The following is a 25,263-nucleotide window of genomic DNA, read 5'->3' on the forward strand; positions in this document are numbered from 1 at the left end:
CCGTCCTTACCAGAAGTCGGGCAGGCTGTAGCGGAAGGTGTTGGTCTGGTGCCAGTAGTGGTTGCCGTCGACCCACACGGCCACGCCCCGCAGGAAGCGCAGGACGTTCGGGACGGGGCAGGCGGCCGCCAGGTCGGCGGCCTCGGCCTCGAAGGAGTGCATGAGGTCGTTGTGGACCTCGACCGCCTTGAGGTAGGCATCGCGAACGGAGCAGTCCTCTCGTTCGGCGATCACCACGGGCAGGTTCAGGTGCGTGCCGGGACTCGCCAACTCCTTGGTGTAGGAGTACAGGTCGTTGACGATGGTGGTGGCGTTCCCGGCGAGCGCGAGGACACGTTGCATCGCCGGTTGGGCGTGCAGGTCCGCCGGCAGTTCGTAGCCGCCGACGGTGTCGGTGATGGTGGGGCACGGGCGGAAGTTGTTGAACTGCCGCATCGAGAGGTACTCCCACACCTCCGGGACGTAGTCGGTCTCGGCCCAGGCGGCCTCGGCGAGGTAGCCGAGGTGCAGGCGGGCCATGTCGTGCCGGTACCGGTCGGCCTGTGAGGGGGTGGCTTCCTCGAGGAAGTACTCCATGGCCGATCGGTAGGCGCGCCGGGGCGCGTCCGCGTGGAGGGACCGCGCCCAGTCCGGTTGGTATTCGGCCGTCGTGTGGAGGGGGTCCAGGGCGGTGTGGGCCAGCAGGAGGCGTCCGCCGAGGCCGATGGGCGAGCCTCCGTGGTCCTCGCAGTAGCAGTCGTCGACCGCGTTCTCGGCGGCCATCAGCCGGGTGGCGATCATCAGGTGGTCGAGAGTGGGGGCGTCCGGATGACAGGCGACCATGTACCGGCCCAGGGAGAACCCGTCGAACTGGTCCTCCCAGTCCGGCGGGAACAGCTCCACCTCGTCGACCGCCCACGCCTTGATGCGGCGGCCGACCTCCTCCACCCGTACCGGGTCGGGTTCCGCCACCGGGTGGTGGTAGAGGCCCGGGACCGGGTTGCCGGCGGGCGCTGCGGGCGGGTCCCCGGGCGCGAGGGGTTCCTCGCGCGGCCGGGTGAGGTAGAGGCCGGCCGTGCCCAGGCCGCTGGGACCGCGCAGGATCCGCTCCAGGGCGGGCCGCGGGGCTCGCGCGGCGGCGGGAGCCGGGCCGTCGGGCGGCGCGGGTGCTGCGGGCCGGATGGGCACCACCGGCGGAAGGGGCACCACGGGTGAGGGGGGTGCCGCCGGTGGCGTGGGTGGCGCCGGCGGGGTGGGTGCCGCGGGTGGGAGCGGCACGACGGGCGCGAGGGGCACCGCGCGAGGGGCCGGGGTCTGCGCAGGGGCGGGGGCGGCGAGCGGCACGGGGGCCGCGTCGGGCGGGGTGGGTCGTGCGCCGCCGAAGGCTTCGATGCCCCGGCCGTGGCCGTGGGCCCCGAAGCGGGCCGCCGCGCCGGGCAGGCTCGACTGCAGGGGGGAGGGCCCGGGGTCGGGCATCCGTGACTCCTTGCTGGGTGATGGGGCTGTCCCGGATCCCGGGCGTGTGGGCGGACCGGGACGGACTCCCGGCCCGCGCGGCGGGCGGGCCGGCCCGTACGGGCCGACCCTTCCGGATCGTGCCGGGGCGCGCGGCCCGGCCGGGGCCTGGCCGGCTAGTCGGGCCTGCGGGCGATCTGTACGTTCTCCAGCACCCCGAGCGCGTCGGGCACCAGGATGGCGGCGGAGTAGTAGGTGGTGACGAGGTAGGAGATGATCGAGCGCTCGTCGATGCCCATGAAGCGCACCGACAGCCCCGGCTCGTACTCCTCCGGCAGGCCGGTCTGGCGCAGTCCGATGACGCCCTGCTTGTCCTCGCCCGTGCGCATCACCAGGATCGAGCTGGTGTTCTCCTTGCTGATGGGGATCTTGCCGCAGGGCAGGATCGGTACCCCTCGCCAGGCCGGCACCTGCTGGCCGCCGAGGTCGACGTGGTCCGGGTAGAGCCCTCGCGCGTTGAACTCGCGGCCGATCGCCGCGATGGCCTTGGGGTGGGCCAGGAAGAAGCGCGAACCGCGGCGGCGGCAGAGCAGTTCGTCGAGGTCGTCCGGGGTCGGCGGGCCGGAGTGGGTCTGGATGCGCTGCTTGAAGGCCGCGTTGTGGAGCAGCCCGAACTCCCGGTTGTTGATCAGCTCGTACTCCTGGCGCTCGCGCAGCGCCTCGATGGTGAGCCTGAGCTGTTCCTCGGTCTGGTTCATCGGCTGGTTGTAGAGGTCGGCGACCCTCGTGTGGACGCGCAGGACCGTCTGGGCGATGGAGAGTTCGTACTCGCGCGGATTGAGCTCGTAGTCGACGAAGGCGCCCGGCAGTTCGGCCTCGCCGGTGTGGCCGGCGGACATCGCGATCTCGGCCTCACCGTGCCGGTTCTGTCGCTGGAGCGGGAGCGTGCCGAACCGCTCGACGTGGGCCCGGAGGTTCGGAGCCGAGGACAGTACGGAGTCGAACTCGGCGCGGTCGAGGGTGAGGAGGGTGCCGGAGGTGGCGGCGGTGGCGGTGTGGTCCCACGTCGCGTCGGTGTCCAGCAGGGCGTTCTCGCCGAAGCGGTCGCCCTCGGCGAGCACCGCGACGGCGACCTCGTCACCGTACTTGCCGACGGAGGTCTGGTTGATGCGACCGTGGGCGATGAGGTGGATCCGCTCGGCGGGCGCGCCCCGTTCGACCAGCACCTCGCCGGCGCGGAAGTCGCGCTGCACGCACCGGTCGGCCAGCGCGGTCAGCACGCCGATGTCGTCGAAGCCGCGCAACAGGGCGAGTTCACCGAGCTCGCGGGGGATGACCCGGACGCGCGCGCCGTCCTGGAGGAACTCGATGCGCCCGTCACCGACGGTGTAGCTCAGGCGGCGGTTCACCCGGTAGGTGCCGCCCTGGGTCTCCACCCAGGGGAGCATCTTCAGCAGCCAGCGGGAGCTGATCTCCTGCATCTGCGGGGCGGACTTCGTCGTGGTGGCGAGGTTCCGGGCAGCGGCCGTTCCGAGGCTGCTCTGCGGGGGCGGCTCCAGCTGCGCCTCTGGGCTGGTGTCCACGGTCATCGGACAGGTTCTCCTTCGTAGCGGCGGTGATCGGCGCACGTGTATGCCACCCACGGGAAACGAGGGGGCGAATATCCGGGCAATCCGTCCAGATCCGGAAGCACACTAACCACGGGCGGGGCCGATCGGCCCCAAGATCCCGTGGGCATTACCTCAATGCGGTGATCTTGCGGCGCGGGGCGTTTGAAGCCCGTTCAGACGATATTCGGACATGCCAAATGACCTGATTCGCAACCGACTTGGGGCCCCGCGACGGCAGGAACGATTCGTCCGGACCCTCCCGGGTGATAGCCGGACACGTCCGGCCCGTCGCACCGGCCGGGGGACCTCCTCCTCACCACGATGTGCCGGTGATCTCCCCGCACGTGATCGGTGCGCTCTCCGCACTGGCACTCCTCGCGCCCTCGTCCGCCCACGCGGCCCCCCTTCCCTCCGCTCCCGAACCGTCCGCTCCCGGCACGGCCGCCGAGAGGGCCGTCGACCGGTACCTGTCCGGTCTGCACCGGCAGCCCGGGCGGTTGCGGGACTTCTTCGTCGACCTTCCCAAGGGCGGCGACCTGCACAACCACCTCGCCGGCGCCGTCTCCACCGAGTTCCTGATCGAACTGGCCGCCGAGGACGGGTTGTGCGTCGTCACGGCCACGAGCACGGCCGTCCCGCCGCCCTGCGGCGCCGGCACCCGTCCGGCGGCCGACGCCGTGACCGACGCGGAGTTCCGCCGGCAGGTCATCCGGGCCTGGTCCATGCAGGACTTCCCGGCCGACGGGAACGGACACGACCACTTCTTCGCCACCTTCGGCAAGTTCGGTGAGGTCACCTGGCGCCACCCGGGCCGGATGCTCGCCGAGGTCGCCAACACGGCCGCCCGGCAGAAGCAGTTCTACCTGGAGACGATGATCTCCCCGGCCTCCACCGAGGCCCGCGCCCTCGCCGACCGGGTCGGTTTCGACGCCGACCTCGACCGGATGCACGACAAGCTGCTCGCCGACGGCGCCCTCGACGCGGTCGTACGGCAGGCGCGCGCGAACGCGGACACCACCGACGTCGAGTTCCGCGCGGCCGCGCACTGCGACACCCGGCGCCCCGACCCGGCGTGCGCGCTGCCCCACCGCTGGATCTCGCAGGTCGGGCGAGCGGGCTCGCCGGAGCGGGTCTTCACCCAGATCGCGCTCGGCATGCGACTGGCCGAGCGCGATCCCCGGTTCGTCGCCGTGAACCTGGTGCAGCCCGAGGACGACCCGGTGGCCCTGCGCGACTACCGGCTGCACATGCGGATGCTGAACTACCTCAAGTCCCAGTACCCGAAGGCGCACATCACCCTGCACGCGGGCGAGCTCGTCCCGGGCCTGGTCAAGCCGGAGGACCTGACCTTCCACATCCGTGAGGCCGCGCAGACGGGTCGGGCCGAGCGCATCGGTCACGGCGTGTCCGTGCTGCACGAGGACCGGTGGGAGTCCCTGATGCGCCACATGGCCGAGCGGCGGATCGCGGTGGAGGTGCCCTTCCACAGCAACGAGCAGATCCTGCGGGTCTCGGGGGACGCGCATCCGTTCGCCACGTACCGCCGCTTCGGCGTTCCGGTGGTCCTGGCCACGGACGACCCGGGCGTGTCTCGGATCGGGATCACCGACGAGTACCGCCGGGCCTCGGAGATGTACGGGCTTCGCTACCGCGAGCTGAAGGACCTCGCGCGGGCCTCGCTCGACCACTCCTTCCTGCCGGGGCGGAGCCTGTGGCAGAGCGACGTCCGCACCGGCTACCGGCCCGTCGCGGCGTGCGCCGCCGAGACGCCCGGCTCCGAGCACGTCGGCGAGCGGTGCGGGCGGCTGCTGGAGTCCAGCCCGAAGGCCCAGGTGGAATGGCGTCAGGAGGCGGCGTTCGTCCGCTTCGAGGCCGATCGCGCCCGACGGGGCCGTCCCGGTCCGCACTGACCGGTCCGCACCGACCCGGACCACACCGACCCGGTCGGCGCCGGCCCCGAGCGGTCCGACCCGGCCGACCCGGCCCGGCCCCCTCGCGGTTCGACCCGCGGCGGGACGGGTCCGGGCCACCACCGGCCCCCTCCGTCTGGCGCCCGCCGCGGGCCTCCCGCAGCATCGGACCATGGCCGACGGTGACGAGTGGGTGGGCCCGGCCGGGCGGGAGGCCGCCGCCCGGCAGCTGCGCCGGGGCGTGGACGTCGTCCAGGACGTGAGCCGGCGCGGCGCCGAGCTGCCGTGGCGGACCCTGGTGATCTTCCTCGTCGTCGTCGCGGTGGTGTGCGGCGCGGGGATCGCCCTGTACTTCGACGAGCGCAACACCCGTCAGCAGACCGTGGTCGTCGGCCCCCAGCACGCCGCGGACCGGATCGACGTCCATGCCGACGTCCAACGCACCGACCCGGTGCTGCGCCAGATCACCCTGAGGGTCACCCTCACCCCCTTCGGCCGCTACGCGGGCCCCGACGGCTACCCCACCCAGAGCCTCACCCTGTACGCGAACACCACCGGGCAGCAGGAGCTCGGGTTCCCCGCGGGCAGCGGATTGTGGGTTCGGGACATCCAGGTCCCGCTCTCGGACGGCGCGTCCTCGGACTACCCGTTCGACAAGTACACGGCCGACTTCGCGTTCGCCGCGACGGCCGGTTCCCTGGACACCCGGGTACCGGTCGTCCTGCGCCTGCACGACCAGGACCCGAACTTCGCGTACAAGAACGGCGAGGGCTCCTACGAGGGGCAGGCCGCGTACCTGACCAGTGAGGTCAAGCGCTCGCGCAGCACCTTCATCCTCGCCTGGTTCATGATCGCCGCCATGTGGGCGGTCGCCCTCGCCATCGTCACCGCCTGCTGGCTGGTGGTCGGGCAGCGGCGCGGCCTGCTGTGGCCGGCCCTCGGCTGGATGGCCGCCAGCCTCTTCGCCCTCGTCGGCCTGCGCGACGCCGCGCCGGGCTCGCCGCCCAACGGCTGTCTGCTCGACTACCTCGCGTTCTACTGGGCCGAGGCGCTGATCGTCCTCAGCCTCACCGTGCTCGTCTTCCACGGCATCCGCATCGAGCACGGCCTCGGCGGCCCGGTCACCGACCCCCGGCAGGACGCGGCGGCCCGACGGCGCCGCCCGGCCCGGCGGCGCAGCGTTCCGGCGGGCCACCGCCGCCGCTCCTGACCCACCCCCGCACGACCTTTCGTCAGGGCCGCCCGCGCTCCTGGGTACGGGCCGTGGCGCGCAGTCGGGCCACCGAGTAGGGCGGTGCGCCGAGCGTGAGGAGGCGGAACAGGCCGGCGGCGGCGCGGTGCCCGATGCTGATGCGCTCCATCACCCGGTGTTCGCCGACGCTCTCCCAGCCGGGTGCCAGGGCGGCGAGCCCGCGGCCGCCGCGGGCGCCGGAGCGGAACCGCGCGCCCGTCGCCTTGACGATCGGGTGGCGGCCGCTGAGCGCGACCTTCGGGTGGAAGTAGTCCGCGACGAGTTCGGCGGCGGGGAACGCGGTCCGGCAGGAGACGAGGAAGGACCGCAGACCGGCCGGGTCCAGGTACATCAGGACCCCTTCGGTCAGGACGAGTACGTCACGGCGTCCATCGACGAGCGGCAGCAGTTGCCCGGCCCAGTCCGGATCGGTGATCGAGGCGGCCACGACCCGGGCCCGGTCCCGCGGAAGCAGCCGGGCCCGCAGTTCCACCACTTCCGGTACGTCCACCCCGAGCCAGGTCACCGTTGGGGGCAGAGTTCCCGCCAGTCGATCGGCGCGGGTGTCGAGGCCGATGCCGGCCGAGATGACCACCGCGTCGGGGTGGGCCCGGCAGAAGCGCGCCGTCAGTCCGTCGAAGACGATGGTGCGGTGGATCGAGCCGACGGCGTTGCCCCGGTCGGTCAGCACTTCGGGGGCCCGGTATCCGGTGGAGGCCAGTACGGCGGCCGCGGCGGGATCGCGGAACGCGGTTCCCGGGAGGAGTTCGGCGGCGTGGGCGCGGCCGTACAGCGGGGTCAGCAGGGTCATCGCCACGCCGCTGAGGCCGTGGGCGGAACCCCTGTCGTCGGAGGGGGTCGGCATGGGCGTGGCTCCTCGTGTCGATGGACCGGCGGACCTGGACGGGCCCGTGGTCGGGGCGGGGAGCGCGGGGGCGGCCCTGGTCGGGGCGCCCCCGCGCGACGTCTCAGCCGCGGTGGAACACGACCTCCGGGTCGGCCGGCGTCGGGCCGTTCAACCGGGGGGCGGGCAGGCCGCGCAGGTGGAGGTCGAAGAAGTCACCGACGTAGGCCCGCGTGATCTGCTGGGAACGGGTGCCGGAGAGCGGTGTCTCCGGATGGGCGTAGCCCACCTGGTCGCCGAGGACCGGCCAGTCGGTGAATCCGGGGTGGCCCGCCCCGGTGACGGTCAGCCGGCGCTTCCAGCCGTCCAGCCGGGGCCAGGTGTCCTCCCAGGAGGTGTCCGGGAAGTCGGGCGGGAGCAGGGCGGGGTCACCGGCGAGCATGAGGAAGGGGCGTCCCGCGAGCCCGCTCTGCGGCACCGGCGTGAAGAACGTGCCGTCCATGTTGACCCCGGCGTCGACGCGCGGGTCGGCGGCCATGGTCGCCGAGGCCGCCGCGCCTCCGATGGAGTGGCCGGCCATGCCGATGTGGTGGGGGTCGATGAGTCGGGAGTACCGCCACGCGGGGTGCGGGCCGGTGAGTCGGTCGAGGACGAACGGGATGTCGCGGGCCCGGCCGTCGGAGACCCGGCGGAGGGAGCCGTCGGGGAACACCTGCTCGCACGCCTTGCAGGTGAGCAGTCGCCCGCCGGGGAAGACGGTGCCGTCCGACTCGTAGGCGTGGTCGACCGCCGCCACGACGTAGCCGCGGCCGGCGAGTTCCTCCGCCAGGACGCTCAGCGAGGCGCGCGGCATGGTGAAACCGGGCGACAGCACGATCAGGGGGTAGCGCTGCGCGGAGGGGCGGGGCAGGGCGCCGGCGCGGGACTGCGTACGGGTGGCGGCGACGCGCTCGGGCGTGACGTACTCGCCCAGTTGCCCCCGATCGGTCAGCAGGGCCTTGGCCTCCGGGACGCTCATGTAGGGCGCGGGCGTGCCGGTGTGCGGGAGCGCCGGGTAGTACAGGGAGAGCAGTAATTCCCGGTCGGCGGTGGGGACCCAGGGGTCCTTGCGGTCCCGGTCGACCAGGTGGAGGGTGTCCCGGCCCACGGCGAAGGGGCCGGTGGGGCGGGGGAGTTCGAGTCGGGTGGATTCCCCGGGCGGGGCGGCCGTGGCCGCGGCGGGGGTCGCGAGGGTGACGGGTGCGGCGAGGGCCAGTCCGGCCGCCGCGGCCGTCAGCGCGCGAATGATCTTCTTCATTCCCGCATCCTAGAACCTTTTAGGCAAGCCTTACCTAACTTTTTCGACGCCGAGTCATGCATCCACCGCCATGACCCCCGACCCTTCGGTCGAGGGGAAAGGCGACAGGGGCCCCTCTGTCGCGCCAACAGCACGTACACCTGGAGGGGATCGACCACGCCCCCGAAGATCCACCCAAGGGGCAATCAGCGGCTCCCTTGGGGCCATTCACAGCTCCACCCACACCCGGGAAAACAATTCTGAGGATGCGTCATGGGTGGTGGAGATCGTAAACTTCGACCAGGCCGACGGGCCGCCCGGGACCGACGGTCCGACCGTGCACGACGTCGGCCGTCGGGTCCCCGACCGCCTTCTTCATCGCCGCCACCGCCCCCTCGTACGTGACACGCTCCGGCCCGTTCGGCCGTCGGCGTGCTCCGTGCTGCGCTCCGAGGAGTTCTCCGTGACCCTTTCCGACGATCCGACCACCACCCCGTACGACGCGGGCACGATCACCGTCCTGGACGGCTTGGACCCGGTACGGCTACGGCCGGGCATGTACATCGGCTCCACGGACGAACGGGGCCTGCACCACCTGGTGTACGAGGTGGTGGACAACGCCGTCGACGAGGCGTTGGCGGGCGTCGCGGACACCATCGAGGTGACGGTGTTGGCCGACGGCGGGCTGCGGGTGACCGACAACGGTCGGGGCATTCCCGTCGACGTCGTCGCCTCCGAGGGAAGACCGGCGCTGGAGGTGGTGATGACCGTGCTGCACGCGGGCGGAAAGTTCGGCGGCGGGGGCTACCAGGTGTCGGGCGGACTGCACGGCGTGGGGCTCTCGGTGGTCAACGCGCTGTCCACCAAGGTGGTGGCCGAGGTGCGCAAGGACGGGTTCCGGTACAGCCAGTCCTTCGAGGCCGGTGTGCCCGTGGCACCGCTGCGGTGCCACGGGGCGACGACGGGGACCGGCACCAGCATCACCTTCTGGGCCGACGGCACGATCTTCGAGACCACCGACTACGCGTACGAGACCCTCGCGCGGCGCTTCCGGGAGGTGGCGTTCCTCAACCGGGGCCTGACGGTGGGTCTGACGGACGAACGGCCGGGCGCCCGGGAAGCCGTTCGGTACCGGTTCGACGGGGGGATCTCCGACTTCGTGGGCCACCTCAACTCCCGCAGGGGCGAGCCCGTCCACCCCACCGTCATCTCGTTTCGGGCCACCGACCCCGGGCGCGTCCTGTCCGCGGAGGTCGCGCTCCAGTGGAACACCGGTTATCAGGCCGACGTCCATTCCTTCGCCAACGCCATCCGCACCCACGGCGGGGGAACCCACGAGGAGGGGTTCCGCGCCGCGATCACCGCGCTGGTCAACAAGTACGCCCGGGAGAAGGGGCTGCTGCGGGAGAAGGACGACAACCTCGCCGGCGACGACGTCCGCGAGGGCCTGACGGCGGTCGTCTCGGTCAAGCTGGGCGAGCCGCAGTTCGAGGGCCAGACGAAGGACAAGCTCACGAGCACGCAGGCCAAGGCGTTCCTGCAGAGGGTCGTCCAGGAGCACCTTTCGGACTGGTTCGACCGTCACCCCGACGAGGCCGGTGACATCGTCCGCAAAGCCGTGTCGGCCGCGACCGCCCGGGCCGCCGCACGCAAGGCCCGCGACATCACCCGGCGCAAGGGCCTCCTCGAATCGGCCGCGCTGCCGGGCAAGTTGTCCGACTGCCGGTCGAACGACCCCGCGCAGTGCGAGATCTTCATCGTCGAGGGCGACTCCGCCGGTGGTAGCGCGAAGTCCGGTCGCAACCCGACGCACCAGGCCATCCTGCCGATCCGCGGCAAGATCCTGAACGTCGAGAAGGCCCGGATCGACAAGATCCTCCAGAACACCGAGGTCCAGGCGCTGATCAGCGCCTTCGGCACCGGCGTGCACGAGGACTTCGACATCGGGAAGCTCCGCTATCACAAGATCATCCTGATGGCGGACGCCGACGTCGACGGCCAGCACATCAACACCCTGCTGCTGACCTTCCTCTTCCGCTTCATGCGGCCCCTCATCGAGGCCGGGCACGTGTACCTGTCCCGGCCCCCGCTCTACAAGATCAAATGGAGCCGGGACGAAATCCGGTACGCGTATTCCGACGGGCACCGCGACAGCCTCCTGGACGAGGGCCGGCAGCACGGCAAGCGGCTGCGGGACGACACCGTCCAGCGCTTCAAGGGTCTCGGCGAGATGAACGCCGAGGAACTGCGCGTCACCACCATGGACGTCGACCACCGCGTGCTCGGCCAGGTCACCCTGGACGACGCCGCACTGGCCGACGACCTGTTCTCGGTGCTGATGGGAGAGGACGTCGAGGCCCGACGCTCCTTCATCCAGCGCAACGCCAAGGACGTCCGGTTCCTCGACATCTGAGCCGGTCGCGTCGACCGGCCTCCCCCGTCACCCCGCGGTTCGGGCGTCCATCGACCGCGCGAGGGAGAGCGGGCGCAGGTCCGTCCAGTGGGTCTCGACGAAGTCCAGGCACGCCTGCCGCGTGTCCTCGCCGAAGGCCGCGCTCCAGCCGCCCGGCACCTCGGCGAAGGCCGGCCAGAGCGAGTGCTGGCCCTCCGCGTTCACCAGGACCAGGAAGCGGCCTTCGGCATCGTCGAATGGGTTGGTGCTCACGTTCGGTGCCTCCTCGCCACCCCTGTCCGGGGGTGGACCTCCAAGGGAAGGAAACGTCATGCTTAGGTTAGGCTCGCCTAATTGGAACGAGCTTAGCGTTCTCCCCTTGCCCCTCACAAGGAGACCTCGATGCGCCTCGTGACCGAACGGAGGGCCCGGCCGTGAGCGATCCCGCCACCGGCTCCGGAGCCGCGACGGAACATCCCTTCGCCTCGTTCGGGCTGCCCGGCAGACCCGGTACGGACGGGTTCTGGGCGGCGGCGCGGGCAGCGGGGGGACCCGTGTCCGTACGGTCCGACGGCGGCTGGGTGACCCTGTTCCTCCGGCGCGGCTCCCCCGCGCGGGTCGACTTCGAGAGCTGGTCCGAACCGGTTCCCCTGCGGCGTTGGGGCGACTCGGACTGCTGGTACGCCGAAGTGCCCATGCCCGCCCGGCTACGGGTGACCTACCGGTTCGTCACGGACGACGGCGCGGACGCCGACGCACTCAACCCGGTCGGCGCCGGCGGGAACCGGTCCATCGCCACCACCCCCGACACCCCCGCGCAACCGCACTGGCCGGCCGTCGGCCCGGACGACGTCCTGCCGCTTCCCGACACCCGGGTCCGCTGGGCCGGCCGGCGGCTCGGCGGCCGACGGACCGTACGGGTACACCCGGCCGGCGGTGGTGGACCGCTGGTGCTGCTGCTCGACGGGGACGACTGGTTGTACCTGCACCCGGCCGCGACCGCCTTCGACGCGGCCGTCGCGAGCGGCGCCCTGCCGCCCGTCACGCTCGTCTTCCTGCCGACCCGGGACCGGGAGGCCGAGTTCGGTTGCCGGCCGGAACTGTGGGAGGCCGTCCGGGACGAACTGCTGCCACTGGTCGCGGACACCGGCGTGGTCGCCGACCCGGACCGGCTGGTGGTCGTCGGGCAGAGCCTCGGCGGCCTCAGCGCGATGTACGCGGCGTTGGAGTTTCCCGAGCTGGTGTCCCGCGTGGCCTGCCAGTCGGGGTCGTTCTGGTGGACCCCGGGCGCGGCCGCTCTCGCCGACCCGTTGGCCGGCCCGGTCGGCGGCGCCCTCGCCGCACGCCTGCGGGAGGGACCCGACCTGTCCGGCCTACGGGTCGCCTTCGACGTCGGGGAACACGAAACCCGGATGCTGCCGCACTGCGAGCTGACGGAAGCCCTGACCGAGCGGGCCGGGGCGACCGTGAGCGTCTCCCGGTCCCCCTCCGGCCACGACCGGGCGGGCTGGCGACACGCCCTGCTCAGGGACGTCGCCCGGGTGCTCGGACAGGGCCTGTCGTCGGACTCCCGTCGCCGCCCTCGCGCCCGTCCCGCGGCGTCAGGAGGGTGACGAGGAGGTCGTCCGGCAAGGGCCGGCCCCATCGGGGGCGACGGCGGTCGGGCCGCCGTCGCCCCTGGCCCGGTCGGTCAGCGGGCCACCGCCGCGCAGTAGTCCTCGTCGCCGGCGAGCAGGTTCCGGTGGGTGTCCTCGGCCGTGATGACGCCGTCGTCGAGGACGAGTACCCGGTCGGCCGCGTCCAGGAGCGCCGGGCTGCTGGTGATCACGACGGTGGTGCGGCCGCGGCGCAGCTCGGCGAGTCTGCGGGCGATGAGCTGTTCGGTGACCGCGTCGACGGCCGTCGTCGGGTCGTGCAGGACGAGGACGTCGGTGTCGGCGGCCAGTGCGCGGGCCAGGGACAGTCGTTGGCGCTGGCCGCCGGAGAGGTTGGCGCCGCGGTCGCGGACGCCGTGGTCGAGCCCCTCGCGGTGGAGGGCTACGACATCGGTCAGCATGGACGCCTCGACGGCCTCGGCGACCATGCGGCTGGTGCCCGCCGGATCGATGTTCGTCCGGAGGGTGCCCGCGAAGATCTCCGCCTCGTACGGGTTCACCAGCATGTGCGCGCGGACCGCCTCGATCGACAGGTCGCCGATCTCCTGCTCGCTGACCCGCACCACGCCGTCGTAGGCATGGGGCGGGACCTTCACCGACAGGATCGAGGCGAGGTCGGCCGCGGCGCGCGGCTGGTAGGCGGCGATCGCCACGAACTCTCCCGCGAGCACTTGGAACTTGAGCTCGCGCAGGACGCCGTACCGGACGCAGTCGATTTCGAGGGACCCTCCCGCGGCCGGGCGTTGCGGTCCCGGGGTGGTCACCGGCGGAGCCGTCAGGACCAGCGCCATCCGCTGCGCCGAGGCCCGGGCCATCATCACGTACTTGGGCATGTCCGAGAACATCTTGAGGGGCTCCATGATGAACTGGGCCAACCCCACCGCCATGACGAGTTCGCCGATGGTGATCTGCCGGTCGAACGCCAGCCAGCCGGCCGTCAGGGTCACGGTGGCGGCGAGGACCGCGTTCAGGGCCATGGCGGTGCCCGCGTAGGCACCGTTCGCCATGGCCACGGTGACGGCCTGGTGCCTCGCCTCCGTGCTGACCTTCCGGTAGGAGCCGAACGCGGCGTGGTTGCCGCCGAATCCGTGCAGCGGGCGCAGACCGGTGATCAGGTCGGCGACCTTCGCACCGGCCCGCGCCACCCGGGCCTGCTGTTCCCGGGTGCTGGAGCCGATGCGCTTCGACATCACGCTGAGGACGAGCAGGATCGCGACGGTTCCCACGATCACCAGCAGGCCGAGTCGGCCGTCGGCGAGTCCCAGGGCGACCGCCGCGATCAGTACGGCGACCAGTGAGCTGATCAGGAGCGGCACCACCTCGATGATGTCGGCCGTCTGGTCGGCGTCCTCCGTGGCGATGGTCAGCACCTCGCCGGACTTGAGACCGGTGTCCCTGGGCACCGGCTGGAGTCCGCAGTCGGCGACCTGTACGCGCCAGCGGTGCGCTTCGGTCGTGTTGGCCTTCTGCAGGATGCGCATGCCGAACCGCCACGACAGCGACACGGTCGTGATGATCACGGCCAGCGCGCCGATCGACAGGGCGAGGGCGCCCGGGCTGCGGTCCTGCATCGTGTGCTCGACGATCATGCCGAGCGCGATGGGGAACGCGGTCTCGCCGGCCTGGTAGAGGCCCATGAGAACGGTTCCCCAGAACATGGCTCCGAGGTTGCGGCGCAGTGCCGTCCGAAGGATGTCGGACCCCGTACGGGGCCTCTGCGTGTCAGGAGTTGTCATCGAGGTGGCGTGCAATCGCTTCCGGGGTTCGTAGGGTGAACAGATCGCGGACCGTGACGACGGGACCGTACTCGCGGCGGAGCAGTCCGATCAGCCGCACCGCCAGCATGGAGTGTCCGCCGAGGGAAATGAAGTCGCCCACTGCGCTCACCTCGTCGTCGTCCAGGTCGAGCGCCTCGGCGAAGAACTCGCACACGGCGGTCTCCGTCGCGGTAGCCGGGCCCCGCTCCCCCGCCGTGGTCAGTGCGCCGAGCGGCCTGGCCTCGGGCAGGGCCTTGGTGTCGGCCTTCCCGTTGACGGTGAGCGGGATGCCGGCCACCCGGGCGTAGTGGGTGGGCCGCAGGAAGTCCGGCAGCCCGGCGCCCACTTCGGCGGCGACGGCCGCGAGGAGGGCGCCCCCGGCGTCGTCGCCCCGATCACCGCCGCCGTCTCCAGCGCTGTGGCCGTCGTCGAGTACCAGGTAGGCGGCCAACCGGTGCGTGCCGTCGACCTGCGGGTCGGGCTGGGCGACCGCCGCGACGAACCGTACGGCGGGGTGCGCGGCGAACGCGGCCTCGACCTCGCCCAGCTCCACGCGGTGTCCCCTGATCTTGACCTGCTGGTCGGTCCTGCCCAGGTACATCAGGTTTCCGTCGGGCCGCCTGACGACCAGGTCGCCCGTGCGGTACATGCGTTCGCCGGGCGGGCCGAAGGGGCACGCGACGAACCGGTGGGCGCTGTGGGCGGGTTGTCCGAGGTAGCCGCGGGCGATGCCGATGCCCGCCACGTACAGCTCGCCGGGAACCCCGTCGGGCAGGGGGCGCAGCCATGGGTCCAGGACGTGGACGTCGGTGTTGTCGATCGCCACGCCCACGACCGGGTCCTGGCATTCGAAGGTGCCGACGCCGAGGGTGTTGATGGTGTACTCGGTGGGTCCGTACAGGTTGTAGCCGGCCGTGCCGTCGGTCGCGGCGAGCCGCTGCCACAGTGTCGGGGTGACGGCCTCGCCGCCCAGGAGCACCAGGGCCGGCCGGCGCGCCGGGTCGTCGAGGAGTCCTTCGGCGACGAGCTGCTGGGCGTAGGTCGGGGTCACGTTGATGACGTCGATCCCGTGGCGGAGGCAGTACTCGACGAGCCGGGGGGCGTCGCGGCGCAGCTCCTCGTCACAGACGTGCACCTCGTGGCCGTCGGCGAGCCACAGCAGTTCCTCCCAGGACATGTCGAACGCGAACGACACGGTGTGCGCGATCCGGAAGGTGCGGTGGCCGTGTTCCGCGAGGACGGGCTCGAAGATCCGGCGCTGGTGGTTGATCAGCATGTTGGTGAGCCCGGCGTACTCGGTGACCACGCCCTTGGGCCTGCCGGTGGAACCGGAGGTGTAGATCGTGTAGGCGGGGTGGCGGAGCCGGTGGGGGTCCCGCGGTGCGAACGTCACGAGCGGCTCGGCATCGGGCAGGGGCCGGTCCAGCTCGATCAGGGCGGGCGTCGGGGCTCCGGTCGGGGCTCCGGTGAGGCGGGGTGTCACGGAGCTCACGGTGAGGACGGCGTCCGGGTGCGCGTCCGCGACGATCGCCGCGATCCGCTCGTCCGGATGGTCCAGTTCCAGCGGTACGTACGCGGCGCCCGTGCGCAGCACGGCGAACAGGGCGACGATCGAGTCGAGGGAGCGCGGGAGAGCGAGGGCCACCGTGTCCTCGGGGCCGATGCCGCGCCGGGCGAGGACGCCGGCCACCGCGCGGCTGCGGTCGCGGAGCCGGCCGAAGGTCATGGTCCGGCCGTCGGCGACGAGGGCCACCCGCTGCGGATCGCGGTCCGCCGCCCGGTCGAAACGGTCGACGACGGTGTCCGTGCCCACGTCCGTGCGGGCTCCGGGCCGGGGGTCGGGGCCGAGGCCCCGCAGGGTGCCCAGCGGCCCGGTCCACCGGGCCAGGTCGTCGAGCACGCGCAGGTAGTCGTCCAGGAGGCGGCGGGCGCCGGGGGTGTCGTCGTCGCGGTGTTCCAGTTTGACCGTGAGTCGTTCGCCGGGGGTGACGACCCAGGTGAAGGGGTAGTGCGTGGAGTCGTCGGCCCGCACGGCGGTGATGCCGTGTCGGGCGTTCATCGCGGCGAACGCGTCCATGTCCAGGAAGTTCTGCAGGACGAACAGGTTGTCGAACAGTGCGTCGTGGCCGGCGGCGCGTTGGATCTCGCCGAGTCCGAGGTGTTCGTGTTCCATCGCGGCGACCCTGGCGTCCTGTACGGCCGACAGGTATTCCCGGACCGTGTCGCCGGGCCGGGCCCGGGTCCACATGGGCACGGTGTTGAGGAGCACGCCGACGACGTCGGACAGGCCCTCGCCCTCGCGGCCGGACACGGTCACGCCGAACACGGCGTCGGCGCGGCCCGTGCGGGCGCCCAGCAGGAGACCGAAGGCTCCGGTCAGCAGGGAGTTCAGGGTGACGCCGTGGGCTCGGGCCGCTGCCCGCAGCAGTTGTGACCGTTCGTCGGAGAGGGTGTGCACGAGGGTGCCCGGCAGGCCGTCGGCGAGGGTCGGTGCCGGTCCCGCGAGCAGGGTCGGTCCGGGCAGGCCGGTCAGGTGGTCGGCCCAGAAGCGTTCCGCCGCGGCGGGATCCTTGGCGGCGAGCGCGCGGGCGTGGTCCTCGAAGCCCGGTACGGCCGGGGTCGGATCCGTCAACGCGCCGGCGAGCGCGTCCCGGTAGGCGTCGAACAGGTCCCGCAGCACGATCTCTCGGGACCATCCGTCCCACAGCAGCAGGTGGTAGCTGAGCAGGAGGGCGTCCCGGTCGTCGGGCAGGCGGATCACGGTCAGCCTGATCAGTGGCGGTCGGTCCGGGTCGAATCCCGTGTCGCGGTCGCGGGCCAGGAGGGTGTCGATCTCCGCGTCCGTCGAGAGGGTGACGGTGCGGACGTCGACGCGCCGGCCGGCGCCGAGGACCTGGACCGGGTTCCCGTCGTCGTCGGTGGTGAAGCCGGCGCCGACGACCGGGTGCCGCGCGATCACCCATGTCATCGCCTCGGCCAGTGCGTCGGTGTCCAGGCGCCGGTCGAAGGTGAAGTGGCTCTGTGCGACGTAGTGTCCGGCGGGTCCCGCCAACTGGGCCTGGAAGAGGAGTCCCCGCTGGAGCGGGGTGACGGGCGCGGTGCGCTCGGCCGTCGTCGCCGCGTCGGCGAGGGCCGTCAGGGCGGCGGACCAGTGTTCGGTGATCGTGTCGGGTACGCCTTCGGCCAGGGTGAAGGCCGCGTGCAGGCTTCCGGTGTCCGCGTCGGTCCACGCGTTGACCTCGACGGCGTACGGGCTGCCGCGTTCGACCCCGGTGAGCTGCGGGGCCTGCGACTCGCCGCTCCGGCCGAGGTAGTTGAACAGCACCTGCGGGCGGGCGGTGAGCAGCGGGGCCGTCTGCGGGTCGAGGTACCTGAGCCGTCCGTAGGCGACGTGCGCGCGTTCGTCGGGTCGGCGCTCGGCGAGTTCGCGCGCCGCCGCGACGGGGTCGGTGTGCGCCGTGAGTCGTACGGGGGCGATGGCGGTGAACCAGCCGACGGTGCGGCTGTAGTCGTGGTCGGGCAGTGCGGGAACCCGACCGTGGAGCTCCAGTTCGATCGCGAGGTCGGTGGGTGTGGGCTGGATTCGGGTCAGGGCGGTGCGCAGGGCGCCGCATAGCAGTTCGGTGAGGTCGACGCCGAGGGCTGCGGGCGCGGTGCGGGTGACGAGGTCGCTCACCGCGGGCGGAAGGACGACCGTGGTCCCGCGCGGGGCGCCTGCTCCGACGACGGGGAGCAGCGGGGGTGCCTGGAGCGTGGTGATCCAGTGCCCGAGGTCGTCGATGTCGTGGGCGGACCCGTGGGCGAGTGCCGCCGCGTAGGCGGCGTAGGAGGTGGTAGGCGGCGGCAGCGGCGTGCCGCGTAGGGCGGTGGTCAGGTCGTCCAGCAGGACCAGCCAGGAGACCGCGTCGACGGCGAGGTGGTGGACGGTGACCACGAGGGTCCGGCTCTCCTCCAACCAGGCGAACGCGATGACCTCGCCGGCCTCGGGGTCGAGCCGTCCTGCGGCCTCGTCGGCCACGGCGGTCGCGCGGCAGAGCCCGAGCGGGAGACGGGTGTCGGTCGGATCGGAGGTGTCGGGCGGGAGGGGGCTTCCGGTCGCATCGGAGGTGTCGGGCGGGAGGGGGCTCCCGGTCGGGTCGAGGGTGTCGGGCGCCGGCGGCGTGACCGTCCGGTGGGAGGTGGCCGTCGTGGCGGGTCGGGTGACGGTGACCTCGCGGGCGGGTCCGGTGCTCAGGGCCCAGACCCCGTGTTCGACGCGCAGTCGCATCCGGAGTGCGGGGTGTGCTGCCACGACGGCGTTCGCGGCGCGCCGCACGTCCGGGAATCCGACGCCCTCGGCCACCCGAACCGTCCTGGCCTGGGCGAACCGGTTGAGGGGACCGCCCAGCTCCCGTTGGCGCAGGATGATCGGTGTCGGTGTCAGCGGGCCGTCGTGGTGGGCTGGGGGTGCGGTCGGCGCCGCCCGCGGTGTGCTCGTGGTGAGGTGCTCGGCGAGGGCGCGCGGGGTCCTGAGCAGGAACACGTCGCGCGGCGTGATGGCGAGGCCCAGTGCCCGGGCCCGGTTGACGACGGTGATGGCGAGGATGCTGTCGCCGCCGGCCCGGAAGAAGTCGCAGTCGCCGTCCACGGCGGTGCCGGGCAGCGTCTCGGTGAAGATGTCGACGAGTGCGGTGAGGGCGGCGGGCGCGGGGCCGTTCCCCAGTGGCGGGGTGTCCTGTCGGGCGGCGCGTTCGGTGAGGGACTTCCGGTCCAGTTTGCCGTTGACCGTCAGTGGCAGGGCGCCGACGGTCAGGGCCCGGCCGGGCACCATGTGCGCGGGCAGCTTCGCGGTCAGCAGGGCGGTGAAGTCGTCCGGGATGCGTCCGACGACGTGCGCGATCAGGTGGTCGCCGCTGTCGGCCACCGTGACGGCGACGTCGACGACGCCGTCGAGTTCCCTGATCCCGGACTCCACCTCACCGAGCTCGATGCGGAACCCCTTGAGCTGGACCTGGTCGTCGGCGCGGCCCGTGAACTCCAGTTCCCCGTCGGGGGTCCGGCGGGCGAGGTCGCCCGTGTGGTACATGCGGGAGCCGTCACCGGCGAACGGATCGGCCACGAACCGGCCGGCGGTCAGCGCCGGCCGGCCGAGGTAGCCGAGGGACACCTGGTCGCCCGCCACGTAGATGGCGCCCTCCCGGCCCGGTGGCACCGGCCGGAGCCGGTCGTCGAGGAGGTGCGTGACGAGGCCGGGGATGGGGGCCCCGATCGGGCTGACGTCGTCGCCGCGGTCGAAGTCCTCGTCGGTCAGGACGCGGTGGGTGACGTGCACGGTGGTTTCGGTGATGCCGTACATGTTGACCAGCTGGGGGGTGGTGGTGCCGTGCCGATCGACCCAGCCGCGCAGCCGCCCGAGGTCCAGCGCCTCCCCTCCGAAGACGACCCGACGGAGGCTGGTCGGCGGGGATCCGGCGTGCCGGTCGGCCTCGATGAACTGGTGGAAGGCCGACGGCGTCTGGTTGAGCACCGTCACTCCGCGGTCGCGCACCAGGCGGTGGAAGTCGACCGGCGAGCGGGTCAACGCGTGCTCCGGGATGAGGAGTTCACTGCCGTGCGCCAGCGCGCCCCACAGTTCCCAGACCGCGAAGTCGAAGGAGTAGGAGTGGAACTGGACCCACACGTCCTCCGGGGCGAAGTCCATGTCGTGCCAGGTGTTCGCGAGCAGCGTGACCACGGCGGAGTGCGGGACGACGACGCCCTTGGGGGCGCCGGTGGATCCGGACGTGTAGATCACGTACGCCGGATCCTGCCCGACGGCCCGGGCGGTCGGCGGGGCCGCGGTCGTGGGCGCGACGTCGTCGGGTGCGGGCGCGTCCCCCTGGACGAGCACGCGGGCCGGCACTTCGGCCCGGGCCAGCAGCCGTGCGAACCGGTCCCGCTGCTCACGGTCCACGAGGACGACCTGCGGGGCGGAGTCGGCCAGGATGTACTCCAGCCGTTCGTCCGGGTAGGCGGGCTCCAGCGGTACGTAGGCGCCGCCGGCGGTGACGACGGCGATCAGGGCCGTGACCTGCTCCACGGAACGCGGTACGGCGACGGCGACCCGCTCGCCGGGCCCCACTCCGGCCACGCGCAGGGCGGACACCAACGCGTCCCGGGCGTCCGCCAGTTCGCCGTAGCTCAGGGACCGGGTTGCGCCGTCGATCGAGCACTGGGTGACGGCGGGGGCGTCCGGGTCGCGCTGTACGGCGGCGTCGAACAGGGCGCCCAGGGTGGTCGGGTTGACGCGGGCGGGACGCCGGGTGTCCTCGGGGAGCACTTCGCGCAACGGGTCGTCCGGTCGGCCGAGCAGGCCCGTGAGGGTGCGGGTGAAGGTGGCGAGCAGGGCGCGGGCGGTGGACTCCCGTACCAGTGCGGCGTCGTGGATGAGGTTGAAGCGCGGGCGGCCGTCGGAGGTCCGTTCCACCACGAGCGTGAGCGGGTAGTGCGGGGCGCCCTCGTTGACGACGTCGGTGATGACGAGGGTGTCGTCGGGGCTCCTCAGCTTCGCGAGGTCGGTCGCCACGTCGAACACCACCAGGGTGTCGAAGAGGGGGCCCGTGCCGCTCCGGCGGCTGATCCGCGCCAGGGAGACGTGTTGGTGGGGCCGGACGGCGTCCTGGTGTTCGCGCACCGAGGTGAGCAGTTCGCGTGCCGTGGTGGTCGGGGTCCATCGGGCCCGCACGGGAACGGTGTTGATGAGGAGGCCCACCATGTCCGCGATGCCGGGGACGTCCGCGTCGCGCCCGGAGACGGTGGAGCCGAACACGACGTCCCGGGTGTGCAGGACGCCGCCCAGCGTGAGGGCCCAGGCGCTGTGCACGGCCACGCTGAGCGGGACCCCGGCCGAGCGGGCGGCCCCGTCGATGTCGGCGTCCGGTTCCTCGACCGCGTCGGCGAACCGGTCGGACGGTGGGTTCCCCCCGGCGACCAGGGACGGGCCGGGCAGGCCGGCGAGCTGTTCGTGCCACACCCGGTCGCTCTCGTCCTCGTCGAGCGAGGCGAGCCGTCGCACGTGGTCGCCGAAGTCGGCGCGCGGGTACCCGGTGCCAGGGGCGTGGTACTCGGCGAGCAGGGCGCGGAGCATCGGCGGTACGGACCAGCCGTCGGCGACGATGTGGTGCACGGTCTGTACGAGGACCTGCCGACCCGAGCCGGCGCGGATGAGGGTGTAGCGCATCAGCGGGCCGGCGGCCAGGTCGAAGCCGGCGCGGCGGTCCCGTTCGGCGTGGTCGCGGATCTCCTCGTCGGTGATGCCGGGTCGGTCCAGGGTGGTGAACGGGGCCTGCGCGCCGCTCTCCAGGACGGAGACCACTCGGCCGTCGGCGAGGGCGACGAACCGGGCTGCGAGGTTGGGGTGGAGGGCGAGCAGTCGGGTGGCCGCCGCCGCGAGTCGGGTCTCGTCCACCTCTCCTTCCAGGGTGAGCAGTTGCTGCTCGACGTAGCTGCCGTCGGTGTCGTCGTCGAAGACCGAGTGGAAGTACAGGCCCTCCTGAAGCGGGGTCAGCGGCAGGACGTCCCGCAGCGTCGGGCCGTCCAGGTCGTCGACGTCGCGCTGGGTGAGCGCCAGCGGGGCGAAGTCGCCGGGAGAGTGGCCGCCGACGGGCAGGGTGGCCAGGGCGGCCAGCCCGGTGAGGGCCTCCCGGAAGTACGCGCCGATGACGGACGCGTCCTCGTCCGTGAGCAGCCCTTCGGGCCAGGAGAGGGTGGTGACCAGTTCGTGGCCGCCGGTCGCGTCGGGTTCGGCGATGGCGTTGAACTCCAGGGCGCGCGGCAGGCGCATCCGTGGATCACGCCGCTCCCCCAACTGGTCGGTGGCGTAGGCGAGTTCCCAGTCCCCGGCGGATCCGGCGTCGAAGCGGCCGAGGTAGTTGAACAGGACCTGTGGGGCGGGGTTGTCGAACTCGGCTCCGGTCAGGTGCCGCAGGACTCCGTAGGAGAGGCCGCCCCGCGGGGTCCGGGCGAGGTCGTCCTTGACGGCCTTGAGGGCGGTCGCCAGGTGGCCGGGGTCGGTGCGGTCGACGGCGGGGCCGGGGTCGACGGTCACGGGGAAGAGGGTGGTGAACCATCCGACGGTGCGGGACAGATCCGGTTCGAAGCCGGCGCTGTCGGCCACGAACCGGGCTTCGCGGCCGTGGCCCTCCAGTTCGACGTGCGCGAACGTCTGGTCCTGGCCGAGGTCGCGGCGCCATCGGGCGAGGGCGACGGCCAGCGCGGTCAGGAGCACGTCGTTGGCGCCCGCGTGGAACTTCGCGGGTACCTCGCCCAGCAGTGCGGCCGTGGTGTCGGGGTCGACGCGCACGGTCGTGGTCCGTTCCCGGGCGACGGTGTCGGCGTCGGACAGGGCGCGCCTGCCCAGCGGGGCGTCCGGTCCCGGCAGGGGGCGTTGGTAGCGGGCACGGTCCGGGTCGAACGCGGCGCGCTCCAGCAACTGGGTCCAGCGTCGGAACGAGGTGCCCGTGCGGGGCAGTTCGACGGGCTCTCCGGAGGTGAACCGGCGCCATGCCGTGGCGAGGTCCTCCATCAGGATCCGCCAGGACACTCCGTCGATCACGACGTGGTGGGCGACCAGTACGAGTTGGCGTGCCGTGCGGCGCCAGACGGCCCGCAGCATGACGCCGTCGTCCGGGTCCAGTCCGTCGGTGGCGAGCGCGACGCAGGCGTCGAGCGGCCGGTCGCTCTCCTGCCAGATCCGGGCGGCCGACCGGTCCGGCTCCGGAATCTCGAAGCCCCATCGGTCCGCGCGCACCAGCCTGGCCCGGAGCATGTCGTGGCGGTCGAGCAGGGCGGTGAGTACCGCGTCGAGGCCGTCGGCGGTCAGGTCCGGCGGGGTGTTCAGCACCACCGATTGGACGAAGCCGTCGATCGCGTCCGTGGTCTCGCCGAGCCATTGCACGACGGGTGATCCGACGACGGCGCCCGTCGCCACGTCGGCCTGGTCCACGCCGACGGCGGCGCCGCGGTTCGCGACCGCCGCGAGCGCCCCCACGGCGCTGTTCGTGAAGATCTGGCGTGCGGTGACGTGGAGGCCCGCTTCGCGCAACGCGCTCAGCAGGGAGATCGCCAGGATGCTGTCCCCGCCGAGCTGGAAGAAGTCCTGGTCCACGCCGACCTCGTCGAGGCGCAGCACGGTGGCGACCGCCGCGCACACGAGGCGTTCGTTCTCCGTGGCGGGTGGGGTGGCCGCGCCGGCGGTGAGCGCGGGCTCGGGCAGCGCGGCCCGGTCGATCTTGCCGTTCGCCGTGAGCGGGAACTCCTCCAACACGACGACGTGGGCGGGGACCATGTACTCGACCATGTGCCCGGCGGCCCACGCCTTGACCTCGTCCGCCCGCAGCGCCGCGTTCCCGGCGGCCGGGATCACGTAGCCCACCAGGTAGGTTCCGCCCGCCGTGTTCTTCCTCGCGACGACGCAGGTGTGCCGTACCGCGGGGTGTTCCGCGAGGCCGACCTCGACGTCCTCGATCTCCAGCCGCATGCCGCGGATCTTGATCTGATTGTCGGAGCGGCCCAGGAAGTCGAGGGAGCCGTCGGGGGCGAAGCGCGCGAGGTCGCCGGTGCGGTACAGCCGGGAACCGTCGGTGGCGAAGGGGTTCGCGACGAAACGCGACGCGGTCAGGCCGGGCGCGTTGACGTAGCCGCGGCCCAGGAGGAAGCCGCCGACGTAGAGTTCGCCGCCCACGCCGACGGGTACGGGGCGGAGTTCGTCGTCGAGGACGTAGAGCCGGGTGTTGGGGTTGGCCTTGCCGATCGACGTCGACAGGCGTTCCGCCGTGCCCCGGTAGATGACGTGGGAGACGCCGATGGTCGTCTCGGCCGGGCCGTAGCCGTGGTACATCGGTATGTCGAGGCGGGTGCGGAAGCGTTCGTACAGCTCCGGGGTCAGTACCTCGCCGCCGCACCACACGTGCCGCAGGCAGTCCAGCCGGCCGGATTCGCCCGCGATCTCCAGCAGGACGTCGAGCATGGACGAGACCAAGTAGGTGAAGGTGACGCGCTGTTCGGCGATGACCTCCAGCAGGTGGTGCGGGTCGCGTTCGCCGCCGGGGCGCAGCACCACGAGCCTGCCGCCGGACACCAGGGGCAGGAAGATCTCGTTGATGGAGATGTCGAAGGACAGCGGTGCCTTGAACAGCGAGGCGTCGTCGGGTCCGAAGTGGAGGATCTCGTCGACCTGCCACAGCAGGCGCTCGCTGATCGCCTCGTGGCGGATCATGGCGCCCTTGGGCCGACCGGTCGACCCGGACGTGAAGATCACGTAGGCGAGGGCGTCGCCGGGGACGACGGGTCCGGCGCCCAGGTCGGGGCGGGAGCCGAACCGCCAGTCGCCGAGGTCGACCGGTACGGCATCCGGTTCGTCGGGGGCGTGCTCGCCGGAGGTGTTGATCTGCAGGCCGACGCGGGCGTCGGCGATGACCACGGCCCGGCGCGCGGCCGGCCATTGGGGATCGAGGGGTACGAACGCGGCGCCGGCCCGGAGCACGCCGAGCAGGGCGACGACCATGTCGGCGGATCGGCCCAGCGAGATGCCGACGACCTGTTCGGCGGCGACTCCCAGCTCGACCAGATGATCGGCCAACTGGCCCGATAAGCAGGCTGCTCGACGATACGTCAGAGTGCGGTGTTCGTCGACGATCGCGATGGCGTCCGGCCTGGTCCGGGCCTGTTCCAGGAACATCTCGACGATGGTCGGCCGGAGTCGATCCGCGTCGGTGTCGTTCCACCCGGCGAGGGCCGCGATCCGCCCCGCCGCGCCGGAGGGGCCGATGGTGGCGACGGGCCGGTCCGGGAAGTCGGCGAGGTCGTCCAGGGCGAGTTGCGCCTCGGCGCGCACGACGCCGTCCGGGACGGCGATGCTCCGGCCGTCGGCGCCGACCTCCCAGTCGGCAGGTCCGACCCCACCGTTGTCCACCCACGCGAGGACGTCGACGAACAGGGTGCCGGGGGTCAACTCCAGGCCTTCGGGGTCGCGGCCCGTGGCCCAGTACGACAGCCCGATCGCGCACGCTTCGGCGATGGTCCGGTCGGAGTGCTGACCGGTTCTCCGGCGCACGTCGGCCAGGCGTGTCGCAGAAAGCAGTACGTGACGAGCTGTCGGTTCCGTCATCGGAGACTCAACGTCCTTTCTGTTTCACC

The 25,263-nt window shown here is 72.4% G+C and carries 11 protein-coding genes; 4 read left to right on the forward strand and 7 right to left on the reverse strand.

Annotated elements, in window-relative coordinates; genetic code table 11:
* Nucleotides 1-6: 6 nt before the first annotated feature.
* Both ACFVS6_RS02705 and ACFVS6_RS02710 read right to left on the reverse strand, forming a co-directional pair.
* Nucleotides 7-1,455, reverse strand: coding sequence for a family 2 encapsulin nanocompartment cargo protein terpene cyclase (locus tag ACFVS6_RS02705; RefSeq protein ID WP_389700128.1), 1,449 nt, complete (start codon nucleotides 1,453-1,455; stop codon nucleotides 7-9).
* A gap of 155 nt (nucleotides 1,456-1,610) precedes the next feature.
* Nucleotides 1,611-3,023 carry a family 2B encapsulin nanocompartment shell protein gene (locus ACFVS6_RS02710; RefSeq protein WP_389700129.1) on the reverse strand — a complete coding sequence of 471 codons (1,413 nt, stop codon included), beginning with the start codon at nucleotides 3,021-3,023 and terminating at the stop codon, nucleotides 1,611-1,613.
* 350 nt (nucleotides 3,024-3,373) lie between these two features.
* On the opposite strand from ACFVS6_RS02710, the gene ACFVS6_RS02715 reads away from it, so the two are divergent.
* Together ACFVS6_RS02715 and ACFVS6_RS02720 are read left to right on the forward strand one after the other, a co-directional pair.
* Nucleotides 3,374-4,954 (forward strand): adenosine deaminase, encoded by a 1,581-nt coding sequence (locus ACFVS6_RS02715; protein ID WP_389700130.1) that lies wholly within the window; start codon nucleotides 3,374-3,376, stop codon nucleotides 4,952-4,954.
* A gap of 172 nt (nucleotides 4,955-5,126) precedes the next feature.
* Nucleotides 5,127-6,164, forward strand: a complete 1,038-nt coding sequence (locus ACFVS6_RS02720) for a DUF4436 family protein (protein ID WP_389700131.1) — start codon at nucleotides 5,127-5,129, stop codon at nucleotides 6,162-6,164.
* A 22-nt stretch (nucleotides 6,165-6,186) separates the two neighbouring features.
* Here ACFVS6_RS02720 and ACFVS6_RS02725 read toward each other — a convergent pair whose 3' ends face one another.
* Nucleotides 6,187-7,050 (reverse strand): class I SAM-dependent methyltransferase, encoded by an 864-nt coding sequence (locus ACFVS6_RS02725; RefSeq protein WP_389700132.1) that lies wholly within the window; start codon nucleotides 7,048-7,050, stop codon nucleotides 6,187-6,189.
* Nucleotides 7,051-7,153: 103 nt separating this feature from the next.
* Nucleotides 7,154-8,326, reverse strand: coding sequence for an alpha/beta hydrolase family protein (locus ACFVS6_RS02730; protein ID WP_389700133.1), 1,173 nt, complete (start codon nucleotides 8,324-8,326; stop codon nucleotides 7,154-7,156).
* 418 nt (nucleotides 8,327-8,744) lie between these two features.
* On the opposite strand from ACFVS6_RS02730, the gene gyrB reads away from it, so the two are divergent.
* Nucleotides 8,745-10,718 (forward strand): DNA topoisomerase (ATP-hydrolyzing) subunit B, encoded by a 1,974-nt coding sequence (gene gyrB, locus ACFVS6_RS02735; protein ID WP_389700470.1) that lies wholly within the window; start codon nucleotides 8,745-8,747, stop codon nucleotides 10,716-10,718.
* Between the two features lie 27 nt (nucleotides 10,719-10,745).
* Here gyrB and ACFVS6_RS02740 read toward each other — a convergent pair whose 3' ends face one another.
* Complete coding sequence (locus tag ACFVS6_RS02740; RefSeq protein WP_389700134.1) at nucleotides 10,746-10,970, reverse strand: MbtH family protein; 225 nt, start codon at nucleotides 10,968-10,970, stop codon at nucleotides 10,746-10,748.
* A 161-nt stretch (nucleotides 10,971-11,131) separates the two neighbouring features.
* Between ACFVS6_RS02740 and ACFVS6_RS02745 the strand changes: the two genes are divergently transcribed.
* On the forward strand, nucleotides 11,132-12,310 hold the full coding sequence (locus tag ACFVS6_RS02745) for an alpha/beta fold hydrolase (protein ID WP_389700135.1): 1,179 nt from the start codon (nucleotides 11,132-11,134) through the stop codon (nucleotides 12,308-12,310).
* Nucleotides 12,311-12,387: 77 nt separating this feature from the next.
* Here the strand turns inward: ACFVS6_RS02745 and ACFVS6_RS02750 are convergent, their stop codons facing one another.
* Both ACFVS6_RS02750 and ACFVS6_RS02755 read right to left on the reverse strand, forming a co-directional pair.
* The gene (locus ACFVS6_RS02750; RefSeq protein WP_389700136.1) at nucleotides 12,388-14,088 is read right to left on the reverse strand and encodes an ABC transporter ATP-binding protein; all 1,701 of its coding nucleotides are present in this window, start codon (nucleotides 14,086-14,088) and stop codon (nucleotides 12,388-12,390) included.
* Nucleotides 14,075-25,234 (reverse strand): amino acid adenylation domain-containing protein, encoded by an 11,160-nt coding sequence (locus ACFVS6_RS02755; RefSeq protein ID WP_389700137.1) that lies wholly within the window; start codon nucleotides 25,232-25,234, stop codon nucleotides 14,075-14,077. Before ACFVS6_RS02755 ends, ACFVS6_RS02750 begins: the two co-directional genes overlap by 14 nt.
* Between the last annotated feature and the right edge of the window lie 29 nt (nucleotides 25,235-25,263).

It is taken from the genome of Streptomyces sp. NPDC057939 (assembly GCF_042887545.1).
Classification (GTDB): domain Bacteria; phylum Actinomycetota; class Actinomycetes; order Streptomycetales; family Streptomycetaceae; genus Streptomyces.